23 protein-coding genes are annotated in these 21,363 nt (G+C 60.5%); 4 read left to right on the forward strand and 19 right to left on the reverse strand.

Annotated elements, in window-relative coordinates; all coding sequences use genetic code 11:
* Window positions 1–47 precede the first annotated feature (47 nt).
* The 6 genes from OGM67_03740 to OGM67_03765 all read right to left on the reverse strand — a co-directional run bounded on the left by OGM67_03740 (window position 48) and on the right by OGM67_03765 (window position 4,709).
* Window positions 48–518: a peptidase gene (locus tag OGM67_03740; GenBank protein UYJ35452.1), complete on the reverse strand. Its 471-nt coding sequence runs from the start codon at window positions 516–518 to the stop codon at window positions 48–50.
* A complete protein-coding gene (locus tag OGM67_03745; GenBank protein UYJ35453.1) occupies window positions 484–1,272 on the reverse strand; it encodes a M23 family metallopeptidase in 789 nt (262 codons plus the stop codon). Before OGM67_03745 ends, OGM67_03740 begins: the two co-directional genes overlap by 35 nt.
* A 98-nt stretch (window positions 1,273–1,370) precedes the next feature.
* Window positions 1,371–1,751, reverse strand: coding sequence for a hypothetical protein (locus tag OGM67_03750; GenBank protein UYJ35454.1), 381 nt, complete (start codon window positions 1,749–1,751; stop codon window positions 1,371–1,373).
* Between the two features lie 14 nt (window positions 1,752–1,765).
* Window positions 1,766–3,985 carry a polyphosphate kinase 1 gene (gene ppk1 / locus OGM67_03755; GenBank protein UYJ35455.1) on the reverse strand — a complete coding sequence of 740 codons (2,220 nt, stop codon included), beginning with the start codon at window positions 3,983–3,985 and terminating at the stop codon, window positions 1,766–1,768.
* A gap of 16 nt (window positions 3,986–4,001) precedes the next feature.
* On the reverse strand, window positions 4,002–4,352 hold the full coding sequence (locus OGM67_03760) for a helix-hairpin-helix domain-containing protein (protein ID UYJ35456.1): 351 nt from the start codon (window positions 4,350–4,352) through the stop codon (window positions 4,002–4,004).
* A gap of 102 nt (window positions 4,353–4,454) precedes the next feature.
* Window positions 4,455–4,709, reverse strand: a complete 255-nt coding sequence (locus tag OGM67_03765) for a YlmC/YmxH family sporulation protein (GenBank protein UYJ35457.1) — start codon at window positions 4,707–4,709, stop codon at window positions 4,455–4,457.
* 111 nt (window positions 4,710–4,820) lie between these two features.
* Here OGM67_03765 and OGM67_03770 point away from each other — a divergent pair, with 111 nt between their 5' ends.
* Window positions 4,821–5,432 carry an HAD family phosphatase gene (locus OGM67_03770; GenBank protein ID UYJ35458.1) on the forward strand — a complete coding sequence of 204 codons (612 nt, stop codon included), beginning with the start codon at window positions 4,821–4,823 and terminating at the stop codon, window positions 5,430–5,432.
* Window positions 5,433–5,485: 53 nt separating this feature from the next.
* Here OGM67_03770 and OGM67_03775 read toward each other — a convergent pair whose 3' ends face one another.
* Window positions 5,486–6,265 carry a SigB/SigF/SigG family RNA polymerase sigma factor gene (locus OGM67_03775; GenBank protein UYJ35459.1) on the reverse strand — a complete coding sequence of 260 codons (780 nt, stop codon included), beginning with the start codon at window positions 6,263–6,265 and terminating at the stop codon, window positions 5,486–5,488.
* A 135-nt stretch (window positions 6,266–6,400) separates the two neighbouring features.
* Here OGM67_03775 and OGM67_03780 point away from each other — a divergent pair, with 135 nt between their 5' ends.
* Window positions 6,401–6,922, forward strand: a complete 522-nt coding sequence (locus OGM67_03780; GenBank protein ID UYJ35460.1) for a hypothetical protein — start codon at window positions 6,401–6,403, stop codon at window positions 6,920–6,922.
* Between the two features lie 112 nt (window positions 6,923–7,034).
* Here the strand turns inward: OGM67_03780 and sigK are convergent, their stop codons facing one another.
* From sigK to OGM67_03795, 3 genes are all read right to left on the reverse strand, one after another.
* Complete coding sequence (gene sigK, locus OGM67_03785; protein UYJ35461.1) at window positions 7,035–7,730, reverse strand: RNA polymerase sporulation sigma factor SigK; 696 nt, start codon at window positions 7,728–7,730, stop codon at window positions 7,035–7,037.
* Window positions 7,731–7,745: 15 nt separating this feature from the next.
* Window positions 7,746–8,606 carry a sigma-E processing peptidase SpoIIGA gene (locus OGM67_03790; protein UYJ35462.1) on the reverse strand — a complete coding sequence of 287 codons (861 nt, stop codon included), beginning with the start codon at window positions 8,604–8,606 and terminating at the stop codon, window positions 7,746–7,748.
* A gap of 321 nt (window positions 8,607–8,927) precedes the next feature.
* Window positions 8,928–10,346, reverse strand: a complete 1,419-nt coding sequence (locus OGM67_03795) for a radical SAM protein (GenBank protein ID UYJ36186.1) — start codon at window positions 10,344–10,346, stop codon at window positions 8,928–8,930.
* A 274-nt stretch (window positions 10,347–10,620) separates the two neighbouring features.
* On the opposite strand from OGM67_03795, the gene OGM67_03800 reads away from it, so the two are divergent.
* Window positions 10,621–11,175 (forward strand): TetR/AcrR family transcriptional regulator, encoded by a 555-nt coding sequence (locus OGM67_03800; protein UYJ35463.1) that lies wholly within the window; start codon window positions 10,621–10,623, stop codon window positions 11,173–11,175.
* Window positions 11,176–11,242: 67 nt separating this feature from the next.
* Here OGM67_03800 and OGM67_03805 read toward each other — a convergent pair whose 3' ends face one another.
* The 9 genes from OGM67_03805 to OGM67_03845 all read right to left on the reverse strand — a co-directional run bounded on the left by OGM67_03805 (window position 11,243) and on the right by OGM67_03845 (window position 20,229).
* Entirely contained in the window at window positions 11,243–12,178 is a 936-nt protein-coding gene (locus tag OGM67_03805) for a hypothetical protein (protein UYJ35464.1), read from the reverse strand.
* A gap of 121 nt (window positions 12,179–12,299) precedes the next feature.
* Complete coding sequence (locus tag OGM67_03810) at window positions 12,300–14,672, reverse strand: endonuclease MutS2 (protein UYJ35465.1); 2,373 nt, start codon at window positions 14,670–14,672, stop codon at window positions 12,300–12,302.
* 17 nt (window positions 14,673–14,689) lie between these two features.
* Complete coding sequence (recO, locus tag OGM67_03815; GenBank protein UYJ35466.1) at window positions 14,690–15,433, reverse strand: DNA repair protein RecO; 744 nt, start codon at window positions 15,431–15,433, stop codon at window positions 14,690–14,692.
* A 286-nt stretch (window positions 15,434–15,719) separates the two neighbouring features.
* Window positions 15,720–16,631: a GTPase Era gene (era, locus tag OGM67_03820; GenBank protein ID UYJ35467.1), complete on the reverse strand. Its 912-nt coding sequence runs from the start codon at window positions 16,629–16,631 to the stop codon at window positions 15,720–15,722.
* Window positions 16,612–17,112, reverse strand: a complete 501-nt coding sequence (locus OGM67_03825) for a diacylglycerol kinase (GenBank protein UYJ35468.1) — start codon at window positions 17,110–17,112, stop codon at window positions 16,612–16,614. Before OGM67_03825 ends, era begins: the two co-directional genes overlap by 20 nt.
* Window positions 17,102–17,602 carry an rRNA maturation RNase YbeY gene (gene ybeY / locus OGM67_03830; protein ID UYJ35469.1) on the reverse strand — a complete coding sequence of 167 codons (501 nt, stop codon included), beginning with the start codon at window positions 17,600–17,602 and terminating at the stop codon, window positions 17,102–17,104. The genes OGM67_03825 and ybeY overlap by 11 nt, the downstream gene beginning before the upstream one ends.
* A gap of 20 nt (window positions 17,603–17,622) precedes the next feature.
* Window positions 17,623–18,603 (reverse strand): PhoH family protein, encoded by a 981-nt coding sequence (locus OGM67_03835; GenBank protein UYJ35470.1) that lies wholly within the window; start codon window positions 18,601–18,603, stop codon window positions 17,623–17,625.
* A gap of 166 nt (window positions 18,604–18,769) precedes the next feature.
* On the reverse strand, window positions 18,770–19,921 hold the full coding sequence (locus OGM67_03840; GenBank protein ID UYJ35471.1) for a sporulation protein YqfD: 1,152 nt from the start codon (window positions 19,919–19,921) through the stop codon (window positions 18,770–18,772).
* Window positions 19,918–20,229, reverse strand: coding sequence for a hypothetical protein (locus OGM67_03845; protein UYJ35472.1), 312 nt, complete (start codon window positions 20,227–20,229; stop codon window positions 19,918–19,920). Before OGM67_03845 ends, OGM67_03840 begins: the two co-directional genes overlap by 4 nt.
* A gap of 57 nt (window positions 20,230–20,286) precedes the next feature.
* Here OGM67_03845 and OGM67_03850 point away from each other — a divergent pair, with 57 nt between their 5' ends.
* Window positions 20,287–21,345 carry a hypothetical protein gene (locus OGM67_03850; protein ID UYJ35473.1) on the forward strand — a complete coding sequence of 353 codons (1,059 nt, stop codon included), beginning with the start codon at window positions 20,287–20,289 and terminating at the stop codon, window positions 21,343–21,345.
* Window positions 21,346–21,363: the final 18 nt, after the last annotated feature.

Below are 21,363 nucleotides of genomic sequence, written 5' to 3' on the forward strand. Positions count from 1 at the left end.
CCCCGTCGGGGCCGCTGTTATTGTAAAGGCATATATTTGATTGTATCTTATTTTCGCAGAAAATGCAACAGACACGCCGCAACATGCCACCCATCCAGCCCGGGCAGGGGCAACAGGCTGCTGCCGCCCACCAGCAGATTGCAGCAGGCAAACCAGTACCCGCCGCAGCTGTACCCTGCCCACCGCATAAAGGCAAGCGCCGCCGCGCAGGCCAAAAGGTTGGCCAGCGGCCCGGCGGCGGCCAGCAGCAGCTCCTGCGCAGGCGTCATAAGCAGCCCGCGCAGCCGCAGGCAGATGCCGAGCGGCGAGATCTCCAGTTCCGGCCAGTGATGCCACAAAAGCCGGTACATCAGCGCATGGCCGCTCTCATGCAGGAGCGCACAGCCCAGCCCGACCCGCAGGATGCCGCTGCCGTCCAGCGCCAGCAGCACCGTCAGACCGAGCAGCACCGCCAGCGGCCTGCGCCAGCGCAGCCCGCCGGGCCTACGAGGCATGCTGCAGCGCTGCCGCCGGGTCATACCGCAGCCCCCTGTGCAGAATTTCAAAATGCAGGTGGGGGCCCGTGGCGTTGCCCGTCTGGCCCACCGTGCCCAGCGTCTGCCCGGCGCTGACCGCCTCCCCCGCCCGCACGAACAGATACTGCAGGTGAGCATAGAGCGTTTCATCGCCATCGGCATGAAGCACCCGCAGATAGTTGCCGTAGCTTTTGTGGCGTCCTGCCATCCGCACAACGCCGTCCGCCGCCGCCAGCACCGCCGTCCCCTCAGCTGCCGCAAGGTCGTTACCGATGTGGAAATCCTCCTCCAGCCCGCCCATCGGGTCGGTGCGCCAGCCGTAGCCGGAGGTCCTGCGGTCATGCTGCCCGGGCAGCGGAAAGCAGAGGGCAAATGCCGGCTCATAGCCTTCCTCGCTGGCATAGGCCGGCGGGGCGGGCTGGCTGTGGCGCGTGCGGGCCGTCTCCGGCGTGGCGGTCACATCCTCCCACATGCTGCGGGCGGCATCCGCCAGCTCCTGCGCCGTCTGCTCGGTAAATCGGAGCAGGCCGCGCTCCTCCCCCAGCAAAAGCGACTGCTCCGGCTGCAGAGCAGCGGCAAACGCACGGCGAAGCTCAGGGTAGACCGGCCACCCCAGCGCCCTTGCCGCCAGTACAAAGCCGATGGCTGCAAGGCAAAGCAGCACCTGCGCCCACAGGACGAGATCCTCCTCACTCTTTGGGCGGCAGGGCCGGGGCTTTTCCTCCGGCTGCGGCGGCGGGGCTGCATTTTCCCACATGGCATACACCTCCCCTTTTTCAACCGTATGCGGGAGGGGCAAAAAATATCCGCCCCATTTACGGGGCGGACAGCCGGGGTATTGGCAGAGCGCGCAGCTTACGCGCCGAGGGTCTTGCGCAGCATATCGAAGTGTGCCTCCAGCAGCTTGGCGGGCTTGGCAAAAAGCCCCAGTCCGTTCACATCCAGTGTACATTCTACACTGGTGGAGTCACCGCCGCCCAGCAGCAGCGCCGTAAAGCTGCCGCTGATTTTGCCCCGCTGGAAGCTGCAGCTCAGGCAGCGGGGCTTTTCCTTGCGGGTAAAGGTGATCTGGGTCTCGCTGCCATCGGTATGCTTTTCCGTTGCCGTCATACCGTCGCTGCTCTCCTCATAGGTGCTGACATCTTTGCACCAATTGTTGAGGGTAGGCTTGGTCAGGTAGAGCCAGACCTTCATGGGGTCACAGGCAAAATTTGCGGTCACTACACAGCTTTTCATGTTTCGGATTCTCCTTACTTTTTCCCGCGGCCGAACAGGCTTTGCAGCAGGCTTGCGCGCTTAGGGCGCAGGGCTGCACGCTGCCGGACAACAGGTTTTACCACAGCTTTGGCGGCTGCCGCCTGGGGCTTGGGGGCTGCTTTCGGCTCCGGTCTTGGCTTTTCCGGTGCCATCTCAAAGCCGTCCTTGAAATAGCCAAACATCGCCATCTGGCTGTCTACCGGGGGCTGTCCCTCGGCGGGGTGTACCTTGGTATAGGTGCCGTCCGGCTGCATTTCCCGGGCATTGACGGTATCGCGCAGCTGCAGGTCAAGGATGCCGCGCAGCTTCTTTGCGATAGCAGGGTCATCCACCCGGACGCCCACCTCCACACGGCGCTCGGTGTTGCGGGTCAGGAAGTCGCCGGACGCAATGTAGATGCGCATCGCCTCACCGCTGCCGAAGCAGTAGATGCGGGAATGCTCGAGATACCGGCCCACCAGACTGCGGATATGCACATTCTCGGTGCGGCCCGGCACCCCTGCCCGCACGCAACAGATGCCGCGCACGATCATATCCACCCTTACGCCCGCGCAGCTGGCCTCGCTGATCTTATCAATGATCTGCGGATCGTTGATAGAGTTGTTTTTCACGATGATGGACGCAGGCTTGCCCTGTATAGCCAGTGCGATCTGACGATCCATCTCCTCAAGCAAAACGCTCTTGAAGCGCAGCGGCGCCACCAACATCGTATCGGCCTCGCTCGTCAGGCGCTGCAGGGCCATGTTGTTGAATACGCTGCTGGCCTCCTCGCCGATCTCCTGCCGGGTGGTGATGAAGGACAGGTCGGTGTACAGCTCGCTTGTCTTTTCATTATAATTGCCGGTACCGATCTGCGTCAAGTACTTATACTGGCCGCTGACCCGGCTGGTGATTAGGGTCAGCTTGGAATGGACCTTGTAATCATCAAAGCCGTAGAACACGGTGCAGCCCGCATCCTCCAGCTGCTTGGACCAGTCGATGTTGTTCTGCTCGTCAAAGCGGGCGCGCAGCTCGACCATGGCCACGACCTCCTTGCCGTTTTCAGCAGCGGCAATCAGGGCGTTGACGATCTGGGAATCGCTGGCCATACGGTAGAGGGTCATCTTGATCGAGACCACATCCGGGTCGGCAGCCGCACGCAGCAGCATCTTGATGAACGGACGGATGCTCTGGTACGGATAGGCCAGCAGCACATCATGCTTGCGGACCTCGGTATACAGGTCATAGCCCGCCGGGGCCTGCATCGGCCTGGCCGCCGGGTAGAACAGGTCCGCATGGCCGCTGTCGCCCGAGATGCGCCCTGCCAGCTTGAACAGCGCACCTGCATCAAGGGGCGAGGTCTGGGTATAGCAGCGGTCCGCCGGGACCACCAGCTTGTCCCGCAGGAATTTCACGACCTCCTGCGGGGCCTCGGGCCAGAACTGCAGCCGAACGGCAGCCAGCTTGCGGCGCTTTTTCAGCAGCTCACTCATGACATCGCGGAAGTCCACATCATGGTCCATCATGCCCTCGTCCACCGTGATGTCGGCGTTGCGGGTCACACGGAACAGACACTGCTTCTGCACGGTGCTGGCTGTAAAGATCGTAGCGGCATAGTGGGCGATCAGCTCCTCCACAAAAGCGAAGCAGGCTGTCTCGCCGTCCTTGACGAAAAGCACCCGCTCAAACTGACTGCTGACCGGCACGATGCCGTAGCTGACCCCCTCGTTTTTGGAGTGCAGCTGGGCAATATAGTAGATGTCCTTGTTGTTCAGGAAGGGGAACGGATGGCGGGAGTCCACGATCTGCGGGCTGAGCAGGGGCAGCAGCTCACGCTGGAAGTAGGTTTTCCAGAAATGCTCCTGCTGCTTGCTGAGCTTGGTAAAGTCCACCTTGTGGTAGCCCTGCTCCGCAAGCGCCGACACAAGATGCTGGAAGTATTTGTCGCACTTGGCCTGCAGCTCCGCCACGCGCGGCGTGATGGCATTGATCTGCTCCGCCGCCGTCATGTGGGTGACATTGTCGGTCTTGTTGGTTTTCAGCAGCGTCTGGTCATACAGAGAACCGACACGAACCATGAAGAATTCATCCATATTGCTGCCGAAGATGGCGGCAAACTTGATGCGCTCCCCCAAGGGCACCGTTTTTTCTTTGGCAAGGGCCAGAACGCGGCTGTCAAAATCCAGCCAGCTGAGTTCGCGGTTGATGAAGATGCTCTCCGGCTTTTTTTCCAAATGGATCTCCTCCTATTTATTTTGCGGCGGCAAGTCCCGCCCAGCTTTCTGTCATGCGTAGAGATATGCCCCTGACCGCAGCTGCATCGGCCAGCGATGCAAAGGCACCGTGCTCTGTGCGGTATGCCACCAATGCTGCGGCCTTCCGCGGGCCAAGGCCCGGCAGTGCGGTCAATTCCTCTGCCGTAGCCGTGTTGATGTCGATAAGCTCCGGCTCCGGCGCAGTGGTTTGCGCTGCCGTGACCGGGGCATAGACGGCGGCCGGGCGCTGCGGCTGCCACACAGGGGCGATCAGGAACAGTGCACCGGCCGCAATAAGCACCACCGCCAGCGCAGCCGCCAGAATCTGTTTCTGCGTTGTCTGCATTGCCTGTTCCCCGCCTTCCATTGATTTTTAATTATAGCACATTGCGCCAAAAAAAGCATCCGCTTTCGCGGGATTTTACACAAAATATACGATTTTCCTGCTTTAGCGGCGGTGTTTTCCCGGCAAGGGGTCTGCATCGACCATAACCACATCAGTGCCGATGCTGCGGATGCTCTCCCACGGGAGGATAAGGTCATCATCGCACCCCAGCAGGCCAAAGCAGTGCGCGCGCCCGCGCAGAATGACGGACTGCAGCCGTCCGCCGTTTTCGTCAAAGGCCAGATCGTCGATGCGGCCGAGGTTTTCACCGTTTTTAAGCCGGATGACATCCTTACCGCTCAATTCACGCAGCGTCATGGCAGCACCCCCTTCTCTGCCATCCTATGCAGCAAAAAAGGAATTGTTTCCTTGCCGGATTGCGTGTATAATAAGGATGAGAAACGAAGCAGACCCTTACCGGAGGTTTTTATGTATAAAAATATTATTTTTGATTTCGGCGGCGTTGTTGTGGATTTTGCCCCCAAGGATTTTTTGATGGATCACTTTATGAACCGCCGCGCCGAGGAGGAGACCTACGCGCTTGTGTTCGGCAGCCAGGAATGGCTCGATCTGGACCGCGGCATCATCAGCCGGGAGCAGGCCAACCAGCTTATGCTGGAAAACGCCGCCCGCGCCAACCGCGTATTTGAGGTGCAGACCTGCATCGAGGAGTGGGCTGCCATGATGCAGACAAAAAAGACCACCGTGCAGATCATGCGCAAGCTGAAAAGCGCAGGCTACCGCCTGTATTACCTGACGAATATGGCATCCGACATGATGGACGAGCTGCGCCAGCGGGAGTGGTTCTCACTGTTTGACGGCGGCGTTGCCTCCTGCGATGTCCATCTGCTCAAGCCTGAGCCGGAGATCTTCACCACGCTGATGCAGACCTGCAACCTTGCGTATGACGAGACGATCTTTGTGGACGACACAAAGGCCAATGCCCAGGCCGCGTACAACCTGGGCATCACGGGCATCCTGTACAAGAACCCGAAATCCTTTACCCGTGCGCTGGGTGCGTGCGGGATCGAGGTGGACTGATTTTCTGCTCTCCTGCTTTGCAGCCAAGCGGCATCCCGGCGGATGCCGCTTTTTTATTGGCTGCATATCTGCGCCTTGATGCGGCTGAGCGCGGCCTTTTCCAGACGGCTGACCTGTGCCTGACTGATGCCGATCTCCCGGGCCACCTGGGTCTGGGTCTTGCCGCCCAGATAGCGCAGTGCAATGATACGGCGTTCCCGCGCAGAGAGTGCCCGCACCGTATCACGGAACATCATATCGCTGATCCAGCTTTCCTCCCCGGTTGCGTCCCGCAGCTGATCGACCACGGCAAAGCTGTCCTCTCCGTCCGAGTAGATCGGCTCATACAGGCTTGTGGGCGTCACGGCGGATTCCAGCGCCATCGCCACATTTTCGGGGCTTTGCCCCACCTGTGCCGCAATCTCGGAGATTTTCGGCTCACGGCCGTTTTTCTTTTGCAGCTCCTCCCGTGCGCGCATTGAGTGGCAGGCCAAATCGCGGATGGAGCGGCTGACCCGCACGGCGTTGTTGTCCCGCAGATAGCGCTTGATCTCACCCACGATCATCGGCACACCGTAGGTGGAAAACCGCACATTCTGCGCCGGGTCAAAGTTGTCGATGGCCTTGATAAGCCCGATGCAGCCGACCTGAAACAGATCGTCCATGTTCTCGCCACGCCCGGCAAACTTCTGCACAACGCTCAGCACCAGACGCAGGTTGCCCTGCACCATCTCCTGCCGGGCCTGCCTGTCCCCCGCCCGCGCCGCCTTGATGAGCCGGCTTTTTTCCGCCTCGCTCAGCACCGGCAGGCGGGCTGTATCCACACCGCATATCTCGACTTTTCCTGCATACATCCTTTCAACCCCCAAATCAAGCATTTCCTTGCTGGGAGTATAGGCAGCTGTGTGCGTTGGCAAACTGGCAAATTTTGGGCAGCACCGCACACGCCCTGCCGCTGCGGCATAGCATACGGAAAAGGAGGGCTTGTTATGGTAGATTCCCTGTGGTTTGTCCTGACGCTGGTGCTGCTGGCGGTCGTGTCCGTGGCGTTGGTGCTGGTGCTGATCCTTCGGCGGGAGGAGACCCGCCCCACACGCGAGACACGCACGGAATATTTACATCCCGACTACGGCCAGGCGTGCGGGTTCCGGGTAGCCTCTGCCCCCAGCAGCGAGGTCATTCTGCCCTATCGCTACTGGCTTATCGAGGGGCGGGTGTCGGAAATCGACTACGACATTGTGCCGGGCCGCCGCATGAGCCTGCGCACTGCAAAGCAGGGGCAGATGCTTTACCCCACCGACTTCTTTGAATTTACCTTTGAGGATGTCCAGCAGTACGATATTGACGGCATCACCGTCACCCAGCGGCAGAACGCCGGGCGCATCTCCAGCATCTTCTGGGTGCGGGACGGCTATGAGTATCTGCTCTACTCCATGCAGCCCGAGATGAATATGATTGCCGGGCTGGCCGTACCGTTTGTGACAAACACCCGGGTGGAGCCGGCGGTGTAGAAGGCATTGCCCTGTAGGGGCCGCACATGTGCGGCCCGCGGTTTTCCGAGGACTCCTGCTGACGGCAGGCCGCGGGCCGGGCATGCCCGGCCCCTACGAAGCTGCAGATTTTTTAGCCCACCGCCTCCAGCTCCCGGCGCAGGCGGCGGATAATGCGCTTTTCCAGGCGGGAGATATAGCTCTGCGAGATGCCCAGCGTGTCGGCCACCTCCTTCTGGGTATGCTCCTTTTCATGGTTCAGGCCGAAGCGCAGCTCCATAATGCGGCGCTCCCGTGGGGAAAGCCGGCCGACTGCCCCCCGCAGGGCGGCGCGCTCGGCGCTGCGCTCCAGTTCCTCCCCAACCTGCGGGTCATCGCTGGTCAGCACATCCATCAACAGCAGCTCATTGCCGTCCGTGTCGGTATTCAGCGGCTCGTCAATGCTGGCATCCTGCCGCCGGTTGGAGCTTTTGCGCAGATACATCAGGATCTCATTCTCAATGCATCGGCTGGCATAGGTCGCCAGCTTGATGTTTTTGGTGGGCTCAAAGGTGTTGACCGCCTTTATCAGCCCGATCGTGCCGATCGAGATCATATCCTCGATGCCGGCGGTCGGTGTCTCAAACTTTTTGGCAATGTACACAACAAGCCGCAGATTATGTGTGATGAGCAGATCCCGTGCCGGGGTCTGCCCCCGGGCGAGTGCAGCCAGCGCCTCGCGCTCCTGCTCGGGCGGCAGGGGCGGCGGCAGGGTATCGGCCCCATTGATGTAATGCAGCTGCTGCGGTGCCGCCAGCCACAGCCACAGACGGTACAGTTCTTTGCGCATGTCTTGTTTTCCCCCTTACATGAAATCACTGCCGTAAAGCGCCTCATAGTCGGTGCTGCCGAAGCTGCGCGGCGCAAATACCACCGCGCTGCGCCCCAGCCCCAGCACGCCCTTCTCGGTGATAAGGCTGATGCCCTGCACTGCAAAGCCGGGCAGCAGTCCCTTCTCTGCCGCCGTGCCGCAGGGCACCAGCCGCAGCCGGGTCCCGGGCGGCGGCTCGGCATGGTCCTGCCCTGCAAACCACTGCGCGAGGAAGGCATCCGCAGCGGCAGGCAGCCGTGCTCTTGCATCTGGGTAGCTGACGACCAGCACCGGCAGGCAGGTCAGCGGGTCCTGCAGATGACAGCCCGTGTCCAGCGCTGCGCGCAGACGGACAAGCTGGCCGCACAGTTCAAACTCCAGCCCCGCCGTTTTTACAGGCGGCTCCCGCCGGGAAAGGAGCCGTAGTCCCAACTCAACAGCCGCACAGCACCCCCCGCACAGCCCCAACAGCAGCAGCGGCGAGATGTGCAGGTAGACCGTCAGGTTGGCTGCGTCCAGCCACCGCGCGCCGGTGTTCAGCATGACGAGCATTACCACCCCCGCCAGCGCAATGTTGAGTGCCGCATACCAGCAGGCCGCTGTCAGCAGACGGCGCAGGCTGCGCCGCCCAAAGGCCGCTGCCGTGATGCCCAGTGCCGTGGCGATCTTGTAGGCAGCCTGCACCGGGTAGGGCTGCGGCGGGGCAAACAGAACAAGGGCCGAGAGCGCCGCCACACCGCTGCCCGCCAGCATCCGCCCAAAGCCCGCCCGCTGGCCGCTGAGCGCCCCCGCCGCCAGCAGCAGAAAATAGGCCAGCAGAAAATTGGTCAGCAGCAGCACATCGAGATATACCACCGTTTTGATACGCCCACCTCCCCTTTTTGCCGCCATGCTACCACTATATGCGCTGGTGGAAGAGAAAATCCGCGGACGGTGGGATGTGCGAAAAGCTGACAAGATGAATGCCTTCCCCCACGGGGGAAGGTGGCCGAGGCCCCGCCTGAGGCCGGATGAGGGGCAGGCTTGCGTGGTCACCCATTAGCGGATGGTATTGGCAAGGCTCCCCCTCATCAGTCAGCGGGCGGGGCCGCTGACAGCTTCCCCCACGGGGGAAGCCAAACCAAACAAAAAGCGCCCCGCTGCAAAAGGCAGCGGGGCGCAGGAGCTTATGCTGTTTTACTTGGAGGCACAGCCGGAGCAGCTCGCGCAGGAGGTGCAGCCGGGGTGCTCCTCTGCCCAGATACGCTCGGCAGAGGGCGTCCACTGGTCAGCGTAGGGGCGGCAGCGGCGGAATACATCATCGGTGGATTCCGGCTGCTGCATATCGGTGCTGTGCGCACCGCTGCGCTTGACCATCTCACCCAGCAGCTCGGGGTTTTCAAGCATCGGGCAGGGGCGCAGGTGGTTGTTGTTGAAGGGCTGGCCCTTGTGGTATTCCTTGAACAGGGGCTGCTGCAGGCACTCGAGCAGGCTCTTGTCATGGATATTGGCGTTGGAGTAGTGGATAAAGACGCAGGGCTCCACATCGCCGGCCGGGTTGATATGGGCATACTGGCGGCCGCCGGCAATGCAGCCGTCAATGTACTCGCCGTCATTCTGGAAGTCGATGCAGAAGATCGGCTTGCCGCCGGTAAAGCCGCGGATCTCACGGACGCGGTGGATCATGTACTCGCGCTGCTCGGCGTTGAGCATCAGATCGACATTCGCGCCGTCACCGATGGGCATGTAATGGAAGTACCAGTTGAAGCGAACACCATGGCTGATGAGCATATCCATGAACTCATCGCTGGTGACAGCCTTATAGTTAGCGCTGGTGTAGCAGATGGAGGTGCCGAACAGCAGACCGTTCTCCTTCATCAGGTCCATGGCGTGCATGACGCGGTCATAGACGCCGTCGCCGCGGCGGGCATCGGTGGCATCGCCGATGCCCTCGATGGAGATGAAGAAGGCCATGTTGCCCACTTCCTTGACGCGGTCGCAGAAGGCCTGGTCGATCAGGGTGCCGTTGGTGAACAGATGGAACACAGAACTCTGGTGCTTGGCAGCCAGCTTGAACAGATCCTCCTTGCGGCAGGTCGGCTCACCGCCGGTGCACATGTACCAGTGGATGCCCAGCGCCTCGCCCTCGGTGACGATGCGGTCCATATCCTCAAAGCTGAGGTTCAGGCGGTTGCCGTACTCGGCAGCCCAGCAGCCCTTGCAGTGCAGGTTGCAGGCAGAGGTCGGGTCGAACAGCAAAATCCACGGCATATTGCAGTCGTACTGCCTGCGCAGCTCCATGACATAGTTGTAACCGGCGAACATACCCTCATACACAAGGTTCAGGGCGTTCATCTTCAGGATATGGGGGTCGATCTCGTTGATTGCCCTGTAGGCATACCCCATCCACTTGCTGTTGGGGTCGGACACAAAGGCGCGGACCTTATCCCAGTCGGCATCGGGGTAACGGTGGGCCAGCAGAGGCTGAGCCAGATTGACGAGCTTGACGGCCTGCTCGGCCATATTTTCAGGACCCTTGCCGCGCACTGCCTTGATGGCAGAGTCAAGGGCGGCGCTGAACGCTGCGCGCTGGGCGGCATGGACTACTTTATTCATCGGCATAGTTGATTGCACTCCTTTTCTCTCCGTTAGCGTATGCCCTATTGTAGGCTTTTTTTCGCCGCAGTGTACATAGACAAAAGCCGGCGAATGTTCAATTAGAAAGCCCTGTTCCCGGCCGCGGCGGGCAAAACCAAACACTCGGGATAATTTGTCATACAAATCACAGCGCAGGTCCTGCGGGGAATTTCACGAATCATTTGCACTTGACGCAGAAAATGTGTTATAATGCAGGTACGCTGTTTACCACCCCATTTGCAGGAGGATCACTATGCCTCGTTCCAATCAAACCAAACATCTGCTGGCCGAAAGCCTGCAGGAGCTGATGGTCACGACCCCGCTTGAAAAGATCTCGGTCAACGACATCGTGGATCATGCGGGCGTAGGCCGCAACACCTTCTACTACCATTTTGAGGACAAGTACGACCTCGTCAACTGGTATTTCCAGAGCGGCATCACACAGTTCCTTGTGGAGCGCGGCGCCTACACCAGCTGGGATTCCCTGCTGGCAGCTATCAAGGATTATTTTTGGGAAAACAAGGTGTTCTACTGCAACGCTTTGGCCTACAACGGCCAGAACAGCCTGCAGAAGTACATGTTTGATTACCTGTGCTCTATTTTTGAGCAGAACGCCCGGGAGCTGAACCCTGACATCAGCGCCAGCGAAACACGCGCCATCGGCCAGTTTTTTTCCGGCGCGCTGATGGGGATCCTGATCCCATGGGTGCTTGGCGGCATGCGCACCAACGGCCTTGTCATCTCTGACCTGACGATCCCGGTGTTCAACCATGACATCCTGCAAAAGCTGCTGCGCGGCGATACCTGAAAAGCCAAACGACCCTGTAACGATGATACCATCGTTACAGGGTCGTTTTTTGTTATTATGTGCGGTTTCAGCCCAGCTGCAGGGGGAAGGAGCAGCCCTGCGGCAGCGCATTGCCGAAAACCATGTGCTCCGAGATACGCTGATTCAGGTAACTCACATCGCCGTCCCAGTCGAGCAGCAGAACCGGCTTGCCGGTCTCCATGCGGCCCTCCACAATGCTGCGGCGCAGTCTGTGGGAGGCTTCGTCCGAGATGCCGTTTTTGCGGGCGCAGACGCAGAACAGTGTCTTCTGCGCGATGCTCTCAAGCCAGTCGTCCTGCATGACCTCGTCCACGGTGTCGTCATCGACCAGAACAGTCAGGGCGTAGAACATGTTCTGCGCCTTCATACGGCGGGCGGCGCGGCAGGCCTCGGGGGTCAGCTCCGGCGTGTTCAACAGCGGCATCACCACCAGATTACGGCAGGCCACCAGCGCAGCAACGCAGTCCTCGGTCAAGGCAGCGGGGTCTGCCAGCAGACCGAAGGCCGTTTGAGGGTTGGCCTTTGCCAGCGGCACGACCTGTGCCGGATCAGTAGAAAGGGCATCCAGCAGCCAGACATAGCTGCCGTGCTTTGCCGCCTCGGGGATCATCTCCGCCAGGCGTTCGTCCCCGCAGCGTGCCGCTGTGACCCAAGAAGTAGGCTGGCCGTCCGCATCGGCCTTCTTTTTCAACTCGCTTGCACCGTAGATCAGGCCGCCGAAGCCCATATTGACACCGACCGTGCAGATGCGATCCTCATCCACGGTATCCAGCAGGCGGTGGATCAGGCTGTAATAGCAGCTGTCGGTGCGCTGCAGGGCCTTCTGTGCGTAGGCAAAAAAGTCTTTTTGCTGCGGCTTTTTTGCCAGCGTGGCACACATGTCCACATAATTGCGCAGCTGCCGGAAGCCCCCGCGGCGGATGTCCCCTACCGCGCGGTGCGCCAGCGTCATTGTAAAGCTGCGTGTACTGTTATAGTCCATTGGCAAAGCGTTCACTCGCTTTCATTTCATTTTAAAGGCAGACACTCATACATTCTATGAATAGCATAGCAGATGCAGCCAAGGATTGCTATAGACAAAAAGGGTGGATTGTTTTGAATTTTTACTTTAATTCCACAACGGTCACGCCGCTCTCGCCCTCGCCGTAGCGACCCAGCCGGAAGCTTTTGACCGCCTTGTGGGTGCGCAGATGCTTCTGGATGGCGGTGCGCAGGGCGCCGGTGCCGTTTCCGTGGATGATATACAGGGTGGACTGCCCGCGCAGCATGCCGCTGTCGAGGAACTTGTCCACCTCGTTGAGGGCCTCGTCCACCGTGTAACCCAGCAGGTTCAGCTCCATGCTGGTCTTGCGGGACTTATCCAACTGCACGCGGGTGGAGCGCCGCGGCTCGGCCGGCTTGCGCTTTTCCATCTTGTCAGGGGCACGCAGGTTGGACAGCGGAACCTTTGTTTTCATGATGCCGGCGCGGACCTCCACCATGCCGTTGCGGTCGGGGCGCGCCGTAACGGTGGCCGTCTGGCCCAGATCGGCAATGATGACCTCCTGACCGATCTGCACTTCTTTGAGCGGGACGAACTCTTTGACAGGCTTCGGCTTCGCATCGGTCTGCTTGAGCAGGCTCTCGGTGTCCTTGCGGGCGATTTCCCGGGCGCGCACAGCACGCTGGGCCGCGCTGGTCTTTTCGTCCTTCTGGATACGGCGCAGCTCATCGGTCAGGCTGTAGGCCTCGTTCTGCACCTGCTGCATCAGATCATGGGCCTGACGGCGGGCATTCTCCAACTCCTCCTCACCCTTTTTGATGAGGTCATCCCGCTTTTTCTCGGCGCTTTCAAGGGCATGCTCTGCATTGTACTTGGCCTGCTCGGCCTCGGCCTGCGCCTCCTTCAGCTGGACCTTCAAATCGTCCAGCTGGGACAGCACGCTGTCCAGCCGCTTGTCATCGTTCGACATGTGATTGCGCGCGGCATCAATGATCTCCTGCGGGATGCCCAGCTTTGCGCTGATCAGGAAGGCGTTCGACTTGCCCGGCACGCCGACGCTGAGCTTGTAGGTAGGCATCAGCGTTTCGACATTGAATTCGCAGCTGGCATTGACAACGCCGGGCGTTTCCAGCGCATAGACCTTCAACTCGGCGTAATGGGTCGTCGCCATAAGCAAACTGCCCTGACGACGCAGCCGCTCCAGAATGCTGACGGCCAGCGCCGCACCCTCGGCAGGGTCGGTGCCCGCGCCCAGCTCGTCCAGCAGGGTCAGGGTCGCCGGGCCGGCCAGCTCCAGAATGCCGCTGATCCGCTTCATATGGCCGGAGAAGGTGGACAGACTCTGTTCGATGCTCTGCTCATCACCGATGTCAACGAGATATTCGTCAAAATGGCAGACAACGCTGCTCTCATGCGCCGGGATCAGGAACCCGTACTGCGCCATCGCGTTGAGCAGGCCGGCTGTTTTCAGCGATACGGTCTTGCCGCCGGTGTTGGGGCCGGTGATAACGAGGGTGTCATAGTCGCTGCCCAGCTCAATGTCCACCGGCACGACCTTTTTCTTGTCGATGAGCGGGTGGCGGGCCTTGTTCAGCTTGAAATAGACCTTGTCGCTGACGGCGGGCATAAAGGCGTTCTGCTCCACGGCCAGCCGTGCCTTGGCCAGCAGCAGGTCGATCTTGAGCATTGCCTCATAGCTGTAGGTAAACTGCGGCTCCAGTGAGCCGACCTGATTCGAAAAGGAGGTCAGAATACGGGTGATTTCCTCCTGCTCCTGCGCGCGCAGCTGCATAATGCGGGCGTTGGCCTCGACTACGGCGGTAGGCTCCACAAAGACGGTCGCGCCTGTGGAGGATACATCGTGGATGACGCCGCCGACCTCACCGCGGTACTCGGCGCGGACCGGCACGACATAGCGGCCGTTGCGCAGCGAGACAACAGCGTCCTGCAGAAATTTATTGGTGGTGGAGTTGCGGATGATATTATCCAGCTTGGTGCGGATGGAATCCTCGGTCTGGCGGATTTTGCGGCGCAGATCGTGGAGCGTTACACTGGCGGTGTCGGCCATCTCCTCCGGCGAGAGGATGCTCTCTGCGATCTGCTTTTCCAGCACGGGCTGGGGCGCGAGCGCAAAGAACAGATCGTCCGTGGGCAGCATCTCATGCTCACTCAGGCCGTACCACTGGGACAGGCCCGAAAAATTGCGCAGCGTTGCGGCAATCTCCAAAAGTTCCCCCATCGAGAGGATGCCCCCCTTGCGGGCGTGGGCAACAATGCGGCGCACCTCGTGCACGCTGCCAAAGCGGGGACTGCCGTTTTTGATAAGCAGTGCATTGATGGCATTGGTCTGGGCCAAATCGTAGCGCTCATCCTCCACGGTGGGGGCCGGCTCCAGCGCCTGCATCATCTCCTTCGTCTCCTGACAGGCGCAGAGCTGCACGGCCCGGGCAAGGACCTTGTCCAGTTCCAGTGTTGTTTTATAGGCGGTATCCATACAGGGTTTTGGTCTCCTTATTCAAGTACAGTTTTGAGAAAGTCCAGGCTTTTCAGTCCATGCTCAAGGTGGGCAAGCGTATACTGCTCACTCGTGCGGGAAAGTTCTTTCAGACTCTCCGGTGAGATCTTGAAGCCGAACAGCTTTTTATCCTCCGCAAGGCAGATATGGCGCAGGGCATAGAGCGCACCGTTATCCAGATTGGTGATATGCCGCGCTTTTTCGGCACAGTCCGCGCAGAGCAGGCGGCCCTCCACAGGGTCGAGGTAGAAGTCCCCGCCCTCATACTTACCGCAGCCGGCACAGGCCAGCACATCGGGCATATAGCCCGCAAGGGTCAATGCGCGCAGTTCATAGATGGCCTTCAGTTGGCGGCAGGGGTAGCTGCGCTCACTGAGCATGTACAGGCAGTTCAGCAGCAGCCGCAGCTGGGCGTCCGCCTCCGGCGGGGCGGGGGCAAGCTCCATGGCGATCTCCGCCATATAGCTGGCCAGCGCCATCCCCTCGATGGTGGCGGAGATGCCGTGGAACACCTTTTTGACCTGCGCGTTGTCCACAAAATAGTGGCTGCGGCCGCTGGAGAGGGTAAATTCCGAATAGCAGAAGAGCCCTGTTGCGCTGAACAGGGCGCTCTTCATCCGCAGGCTGCCGCGGGCCGATGCCGACACGACCCCCAGCTCAGGCGTCAGGATCGTGATGATCCTGTCCGCCTCCCCCACCTTGACCTGACGCAGCACAAGTCCTGTCGTTGCCGTCTGCATACATGCCCTCCTGCGCTGCGTTTTGCTGCAATTTGTACGCTAAATAGTCATAAACACTGCCGGACTGCGCAAAGCGCAGCCAGCCTCCCGCCAGATTTTCCACGCCTGTCACCCCCTGCTTCTATCCTAGCAGAGGGTGGGCGGGGATGTTGGCGGAATACGGAATAAAATAAATTTGCGGATGCTGTAGGGGCCGGACATGTCCGGCCCGCGGCCTTACGGATAATGCTCTATAACGGGTAGGCTGCGGGCGGGGCATGCCCCGCCCCTACGATGTGCAGCATCATTACGGCTTCGCAAACCCCAGCGAGTTCAGCTGCAGCTCGTTGTCGCGCCAGTCCTCACGGACCTTGACCCAGCACTGCAGGTTGACCTTGACGCCGAGCAGCTCCTCAATATCCATCCGGGCGGCGGAGGCGATTTTTTTGAGCATCTGGCCGCCCTTGCCGATGATCATGCCCTTGTGGCTCTTGCGTTCGCAGTAGATGTCCACATCAATGTCGATGAGGTCCTTGTCAGGACGCTCCTTAAAGCGCTCGACCACAACGGCAATGCCGTGGGGCACCTCCTCCCGCAGGAAGAGCAGTGCTTTCTCGCGCACCAGTTCTGCCACCAACTCCTTTTCCGGCATATCGGTGAAGGCATCGTCGTCAAAGTAGTGCGGACCTTCGTTGCCGTAGGGCTTGAGCATTGCAAACAGATCCTCACAGCCTGTGCCGTCCTTGGCTGAGATCGTGACGATGTGGTCAAAGCAGCCAAATTCCTCCAACTGCTTTTTGCGGGCCTCCAGCGCAGCAAAGCTGTCGAGCAGGTCCACCTTGTTGATAACGGCGATGGCAGGCCCGCCCTTCTGCAGCGCCTTGACCATCGTCAGCTCTGCATCGGTAAACTCCCCTGTCGGCTCAAACAGCATCATCGTCACATCAACATCCTTGAGGCTGGCGGCGGCGGTCTGGGTCATGCGGGCGTCCAGCTTGTTGCGGGCCGCGTGGATGCCGGGGGTATCCATCAGCACATACTGCACCGGGCCTTTGGTGATGACGCCGGTGATGCGGCTGCGGGTCGTCTGGGGCTTTTTGGTCACAATAGCGACCTTTTCGCCCACAAGGTAGTTGGTCAGGCTGGATTTGCCCACATTGGGGCGGCCGACCAGCGCTACAAATACGCTGGAGGGCATTTCAGGAATCGGTTTTGCCATTCGGTTGTTTGCCTTTCTCTGTTGAATTGGAAGAACGGAAAATAAATTTGTAAAATACAATCAGCGTGATCAGAAGCCACAGCAGGCGTGTCGGCCGCGCGGTAAAGGCTGCCCACAGAATGTCCAGCCGCGGCCAGAACAGGCATACCGCCACAATGACCGTGCCGATGGCCATGACAAGCACTGCCCCTGCCGCCATATCCTTGGCCGCGCCAGCGGTCCACCAGTGGGTGGTATCGGGCTTGTCCACCGCGCGCTCAATTGCGGAGTTGACAAGCTCCAGCGCCAGCACCGCCGCCACACAGAGCGCGATCAGGGCTGTTTCCACCGCAGGCAGCTGCGCCCAGTAGGCTGCCACAAAGGCGTAGAGCGCCGCACACAGATGAAAGCGGAAATTGCGCTCCTCCCGTATGGCGGCGCGTATGCCGTTGTAGGCATAGACAAAGCCCCGGGCAAAATGCGTCAGCTTCTCAAATTTCATCGCTCGTATACGAAACCGTGCGGGGCAGGCCCAGCTGGATCAGGACGGCTTCTTCTTTTTCGCGCATGCGCACAGCCTCCAGACCGCCGGCCTCATGGTCGTAGCCCAGCAGGTGCAGCATGGAATGTACAGTCAGGTACGCGACCTCGCGCTGCAGGGAATGGCCGTACAGCTCGGCCTGCTCCATCGCGCGCTCCATCGAGATGACGATGTCTCCCAGCAGCTTGCAGCCGTTGTCCTCGTCAATATCATACTCGCCGTTTTCCCCCAGAGGGAAGCTGAGCACATCGGTGGCGGAGTCCTTACCGCGATACTCCCGATTCAGCTCATGGATGCGGCTGTTATCCACAAAAGTCACGCTGATCTCGGCCGGGCCGTCAAAATGCTCGAAATCCAGCACCGCATTACAGCTGCGGCGGATCAGGATGCGCAGGCCGGAAGGGACCTTTACCACATTCTGGTCGTTCGTGATCAATACCTTATTGGACATGGAAATCGACCTCCGTTTTTTTATTTATGGTTTGCTTCGCCGCGGGTCTTCTCCTCGGCGGCTTTTTCATAGGCTTTTACGATCTGCTGCACCAGCCGGTGGCGCACCACATCCTTTTCGGTCAGACGCACCTGCGCGATGCCCTCGACATCCTGCAGGACATGCAGTGCATCAATCAGACCGCTGCGGACCTTGTCGGGCAGGTCAATCTGGGTCACATCACCGGTGACAACGACCTTGCTGCCGACACCCATGCGGGTCAGGAACATCTTCATCTGCTCGGGCGTTGTGTTCTGCGCCTCGTCCAGAATGATGAAGGCATCGTCCAGCGTGCGCCCGCGCATATAGGCCAGCGGCGCGACCTCAATGACCTGCTTTTCAAACAGCTTTTGAAATGTTTCTGCACCCAGCAGGTCGAACAGACCGTCATAGAGCGGACGCAGATAGGGGTCCACCTTATTTTGCAGGTCGCCGGGCAGGAAGCCCAGCTTCTCCCCGGCTTCTACCGCCGGGCGGGTCAGGATGATACGGCTGACATCCTTGGACTTGAACGCCTTGACCGCCATGGCCACGGCCAGATAGGTCTTGCCGGTGCCGGCAGGCCCCACGCCGAAGGTGATGGCATTTTTGCGGATGGCGGCCAGATATTCCTTCTGCCCCAGCGTTTTGGGGTGGATGGGGCGTCCCTTGGCTGTGACGGCAACGAAATCATCCGTCAACTCCCGCAGGCGCTTTTCCTCCCCGCCGTGGGCCAGACTGATGCAGTACCGCACAGTCTGCTCCTCAAGCGGGGTGTGGTTTTCCATCAGGGTCACCATGCCGTCCACAGCGCGGGCAGCGGCGTCCACATCACGCTGCTCCCCCGTAAAGCGCAGCACTGAGCCGCGGCAGACCGCCGTGACGCGGAACTCCTTTTCCAGCAGATGGATGTTCTGGTCCCCGCTGCCGAAGATGGCCGCTGCCAGCTCAATGCTGTCCAGCTCAAGAGATCGTTCTGCCAAATTTATATCCTCCCGATCATCGGGCATTGCCGCATCCCTCTATGCACCGACGCGGTAATGCCACAGCTATACATTTAGATTATATCACAGTTTTCTGCAAAAGAAACTGTGAATATTGCACAAAATTTTACCGGCGATTTCGTCACACTACGCAAAAAATGTTAAATCATTGCCGCGCGGCAATGTCCGCCGTAAAAATGTAGGTCACACAGGCCTGCACCGTCTGGTTTTGCGCGGAAATTTCGCGCTGCTCCGCCTCTATCTCAGCATCGGGAAATTCCTTGAGAAGCTGCGCCCGGCAATCGCGCAGCGACAGCGCGGCAGCGGTCCTCTCCGGGTAGATCAGCGTCTGCACAGCCCGCTCCCGGCTTGTCACACGGCAAAGGCAGCCGGGCAGTGCCAAGCGTCCCAGACGCAGGGGCTGCCATTCTGTCTGCATCTCTGCGCTGCGCAGCGGTGCGTCGGTTTCCTCCGTGCGGGTATAGCCGGGCAGATACAGCGTTGTCCGCTCTGTGCTGCGACCCGTATAGGCACAAGCCCTGACCGTCAGCGGCCGGCTGGCCGTGTACTGCCGCTGCACCCGCGCCACAATGCGCCCCTGCGCGCCTTGTATCACCGCATTTCCCTTGCGGTCCAGCTTTTCTGCGGCGGCCAGCGGTTGACCCACCGTCACTGTCTGCCCCGGCTCCACCGCAGCAAAGCCGCTCTCGATCTCTACTGCCAAAATCACACCATCCGCCCTCGCATACAGCCCCGCCGTGGGCGGTGGTTCCCGGACAGTGCGGGTCTGGGCGGGGGTGCTTTCGATAGAAAGGCAGCCGCCGATAAAATTCAGGCTGATCCAGCCGAATGTCTCACTGCGGCGCAAAGCCTTCGCCTGTGCCGCCTGCAGCAGCGGCTTTGTCAGGCGGGTTCCCTCATGGATAGCACAGTCGGCAAGCAGCTGACGCATCATGGGCTGCAGGTCGGCATCCATCGCGCCGAAGTCCACGCACCAGACAAACCCGCCCAGAAATTTCAGAAGCACCAAAAACAAAATCATGCCCGCCGCCAGCCCGGGGCGGGTCTGCAGCAAGGACTCGGCGCGGCGGCCGGGGCCGCGGCGCGCTGTCACTGTGATGACCCAGCCGCCGTCCGCCGCGATTTTTTCCAGCCTGCGGCGATCTATGCCATCGGCGGCTGCGCTGCAGCCGTCCTTCTGCCAGCGGACGCGGCGCAGGCGCACCCCCGCTGCAGCCGCATGGTTGAGGAACCGGTGGATCTCCGGTCCCTGCACCGAAAAGCGGAAGGTATCCGCAGCCCAAAGCCTAAGTTTCACGGCTGCGTCACCTCCCACTTGCTGCGCAGCTCGACCCGCGCAAACCGCCCGGCCAGAATCAATCTTTTGCCCGCGAAGGATTCTATCCGCAGCTCCTCGCCATACAATGTTACCAGAGTGTCCCCCATATCAAGGCAGATGCGCTGCGGGGTGAAATCCAGCACCCGGCGGCAGCCGTCTGTCAGTAGGCTGCCGCCCCGCAGTTCCATCTCCGGCAGGCGGTAAAAGCCCTGCGGCGGCGGGGCCAGCATACGGCGCAGGTCGGGGCGCCCATGGTGCTTGCGGGGATGCGGCTTTTTCGGTTTCATGGCTGTTCCCTCCCCGCGCAAAACTGTTACCCAAATATACGCAGTGAGGTGCGCAATATGAACAACTGCAAAAAACGACAGCGCGCGGCGGTGGCAGCAGCGGGGGTGCTGGGCATACTGCTGCTGGCAGCACCGGAGGCTGCGGCGGAGGGCTTTGCCTCCGGCACAGCACTCTGCCTTGCGAGCGTGCTGCCCGCGCTGTTCCCCTTTTTTGTGGTGTGCGAGCTGCTGACGGCTGCCCCGCCGCCTGCCCGGCTGCTGCGCCCCCTGCAGCGGCTGCTGGGGCTGGAAACACCCGAGGCCGCGCAGGCCGTTGCACTGTCCTGGCTGGGCGGGTATGCGGTATCGGCACAGCTGGCCGGTCGGCTATACGGCGCGCAGCGCATCAGCCGCCGGGACGCCCGGAGGCTGCTTCTGCTGGGCTGCTGCTCCGGGCCGGGCTTTGTCATAGGCTGCGTGGGCGGGCTGCTGCTGGGACGCCTGCAGCTGGGGGTATTATTATACACCGCACAGCTTGCGGCAAACCTCGCGGCTACGGCCTGTCTGGATCTTTTTTCTGCCTCTGGCCGTCCAAGCCGCGCTTTTTCCGCCGCCCGGCCGGCACCGCCCGCCCCGCCGCAGATATCCGGACTGCCCTGCGCCATCTCCTCGGCCGTCAGTGCAAGCCTGTCTGTCTGCGGGTGCGTGGTGTTTTTCCGCATCGTGGGCGCGGTCATCCGTGCGTTTTTACCGGTGCCGCCCCTGCTGCTCAGTGCTGCGCTGGAGATCAGCGCCGGTTGCGCGGATGCTGCCGCGCGGGGCGGGCAGATAGCGCTCTACGGCTGCTGCGCCGTTTTGAGTCTGCTCGGCCTTTCAGTCTGGTCCCAGATACAGCTTTTTTCCGGGGATGCGTTCTGCCCGCGCGCCCTGCTGCTCAGCCGGGTACTGCACTTTTTCTTTTTGCAGGGGCTGGTTCGGCTCTGCGTGCGCTTTTTGCCGGGCAGTCTGGCTGTCTGCAGCAGCCTTTCGGCAAGGGTCGTGCCAATTTCCCGGCTGCCGCCCGATGCAGCGCTGCTGGGTTTTGCCTTTCTGTGCGCAGCACTTTACAAGGTTCGACAAAACCTTTATAATAAATAACAGTATATTTTTGTTTTT

This window comes from Oscillospiraceae bacterium (assembly GCA_025757985.1).
Classification (GTDB): domain Bacteria; phylum Bacillota; class Clostridia; order Oscillospirales; family Ruminococcaceae; genus Gemmiger.

Coding starts and splice junctions, on each gene's coding strand:
- OGM67_03740 (UYJ35452.1), bottom strand. CDS start 518: ATGACCCGGCGGCAGCGCTGCAGCATGCCTCGTAGGCCCGGCGGGCTG.
- OGM67_03745 (UYJ35453.1), bottom strand. CDS start 1,272: ATGTGGGAAAATGCAGCCCCGCCGCCGCAGCCGGAGGAAAAGCCCCGG.
- OGM67_03750 (UYJ35454.1), bottom strand. CDS start 1,751: ATGAAAAGCTGTGTAGTGACCGCAAATTTTGCCTGTGACCCCATGAAG.
- OGM67_03760 (UYJ35456.1), bottom strand. CDS start 4,352: ATGCAGACAACGCAGAAACAGATTCTGGCGGCTGCGCTGGCGGTGGTG.
- OGM67_03765 (UYJ35457.1), bottom strand. CDS start 4,709: ATGACGCTGCGTGAATTGAGCGGTAAGGATGTCATCCGGCTTAAAAAC.
- OGM67_03770 (UYJ35458.1), top strand. CDS start 4,821: ATGTATAAAAATATTATTTTTGATTTCGGCGGCGTTGTTGTGGATTTT.
- OGM67_03775 (UYJ35459.1), bottom strand. CDS start 6,265: ATGTATGCAGGAAAAGTCGAGATATGCGGTGTGGATACAGCCCGCCTG.
- OGM67_03780 (UYJ35460.1), top strand. CDS start 6,401: ATGGTAGATTCCCTGTGGTTTGTCCTGACGCTGGTGCTGCTGGCGGTC.
- sigK (UYJ35461.1), bottom strand. CDS start 7,730: ATGCGCAAAGAACTGTACCGTCTGTGGCTGTGGCTGGCGGCACCGCAG.
- OGM67_03795 (UYJ36186.1), bottom strand. CDS start 10,346: ATGAATAAAGTAGTCCATGCCGCCCAGCGCGCAGCGTTCAGCGCCGCC.
- OGM67_03800 (UYJ35463.1), top strand. CDS start 10,621: ATGCCTCGTTCCAATCAAACCAAACATCTGCTGGCCGAAAGCCTGCAG.
- OGM67_03805 (UYJ35464.1), bottom strand. CDS start 12,178: ATGGACTATAACAGTACACGCAGCTTTACAATGACGCTGGCGCACCGC.
- OGM67_03810 (UYJ35465.1), bottom strand. CDS start 14,672: ATGGATACCGCCTATAAAACAACACTGGAACTGGACAAGGTCCTTGCC.
- recO (UYJ35466.1), bottom strand. CDS start 15,433: ATGCAGACGGCAACGACAGGACTTGTGCTGCGTCAGGTCAAGGTGGGG.
- era (UYJ35467.1), bottom strand. CDS start 16,631: ATGGCAAAACCGATTCCTGAAATGCCCTCCAGCGTATTTGTAGCGCTG.
- OGM67_03825 (UYJ35468.1), bottom strand. CDS start 17,112: ATGAAATTTGAGAAGCTGACGCATTTTGCCCGGGGCTTTGTCTATGCC.
- ybeY (UYJ35469.1), bottom strand. CDS start 17,602: ATGTCCAATAAGGTATTGATCACGAACGACCAGAATGTGGTAAAGGTC.
- OGM67_03845 (UYJ35472.1), bottom strand. CDS start 20,229: ATGAAACCGAAAAAGCCGCATCCCCGCAAGCACCATGGGCGCCCCGAC.
- OGM67_03850 (UYJ35473.1), top strand. CDS start 20,287: ATGAACAACTGCAAAAAACGACAGCGCGCGGCGGTGGCAGCAGCGGGG.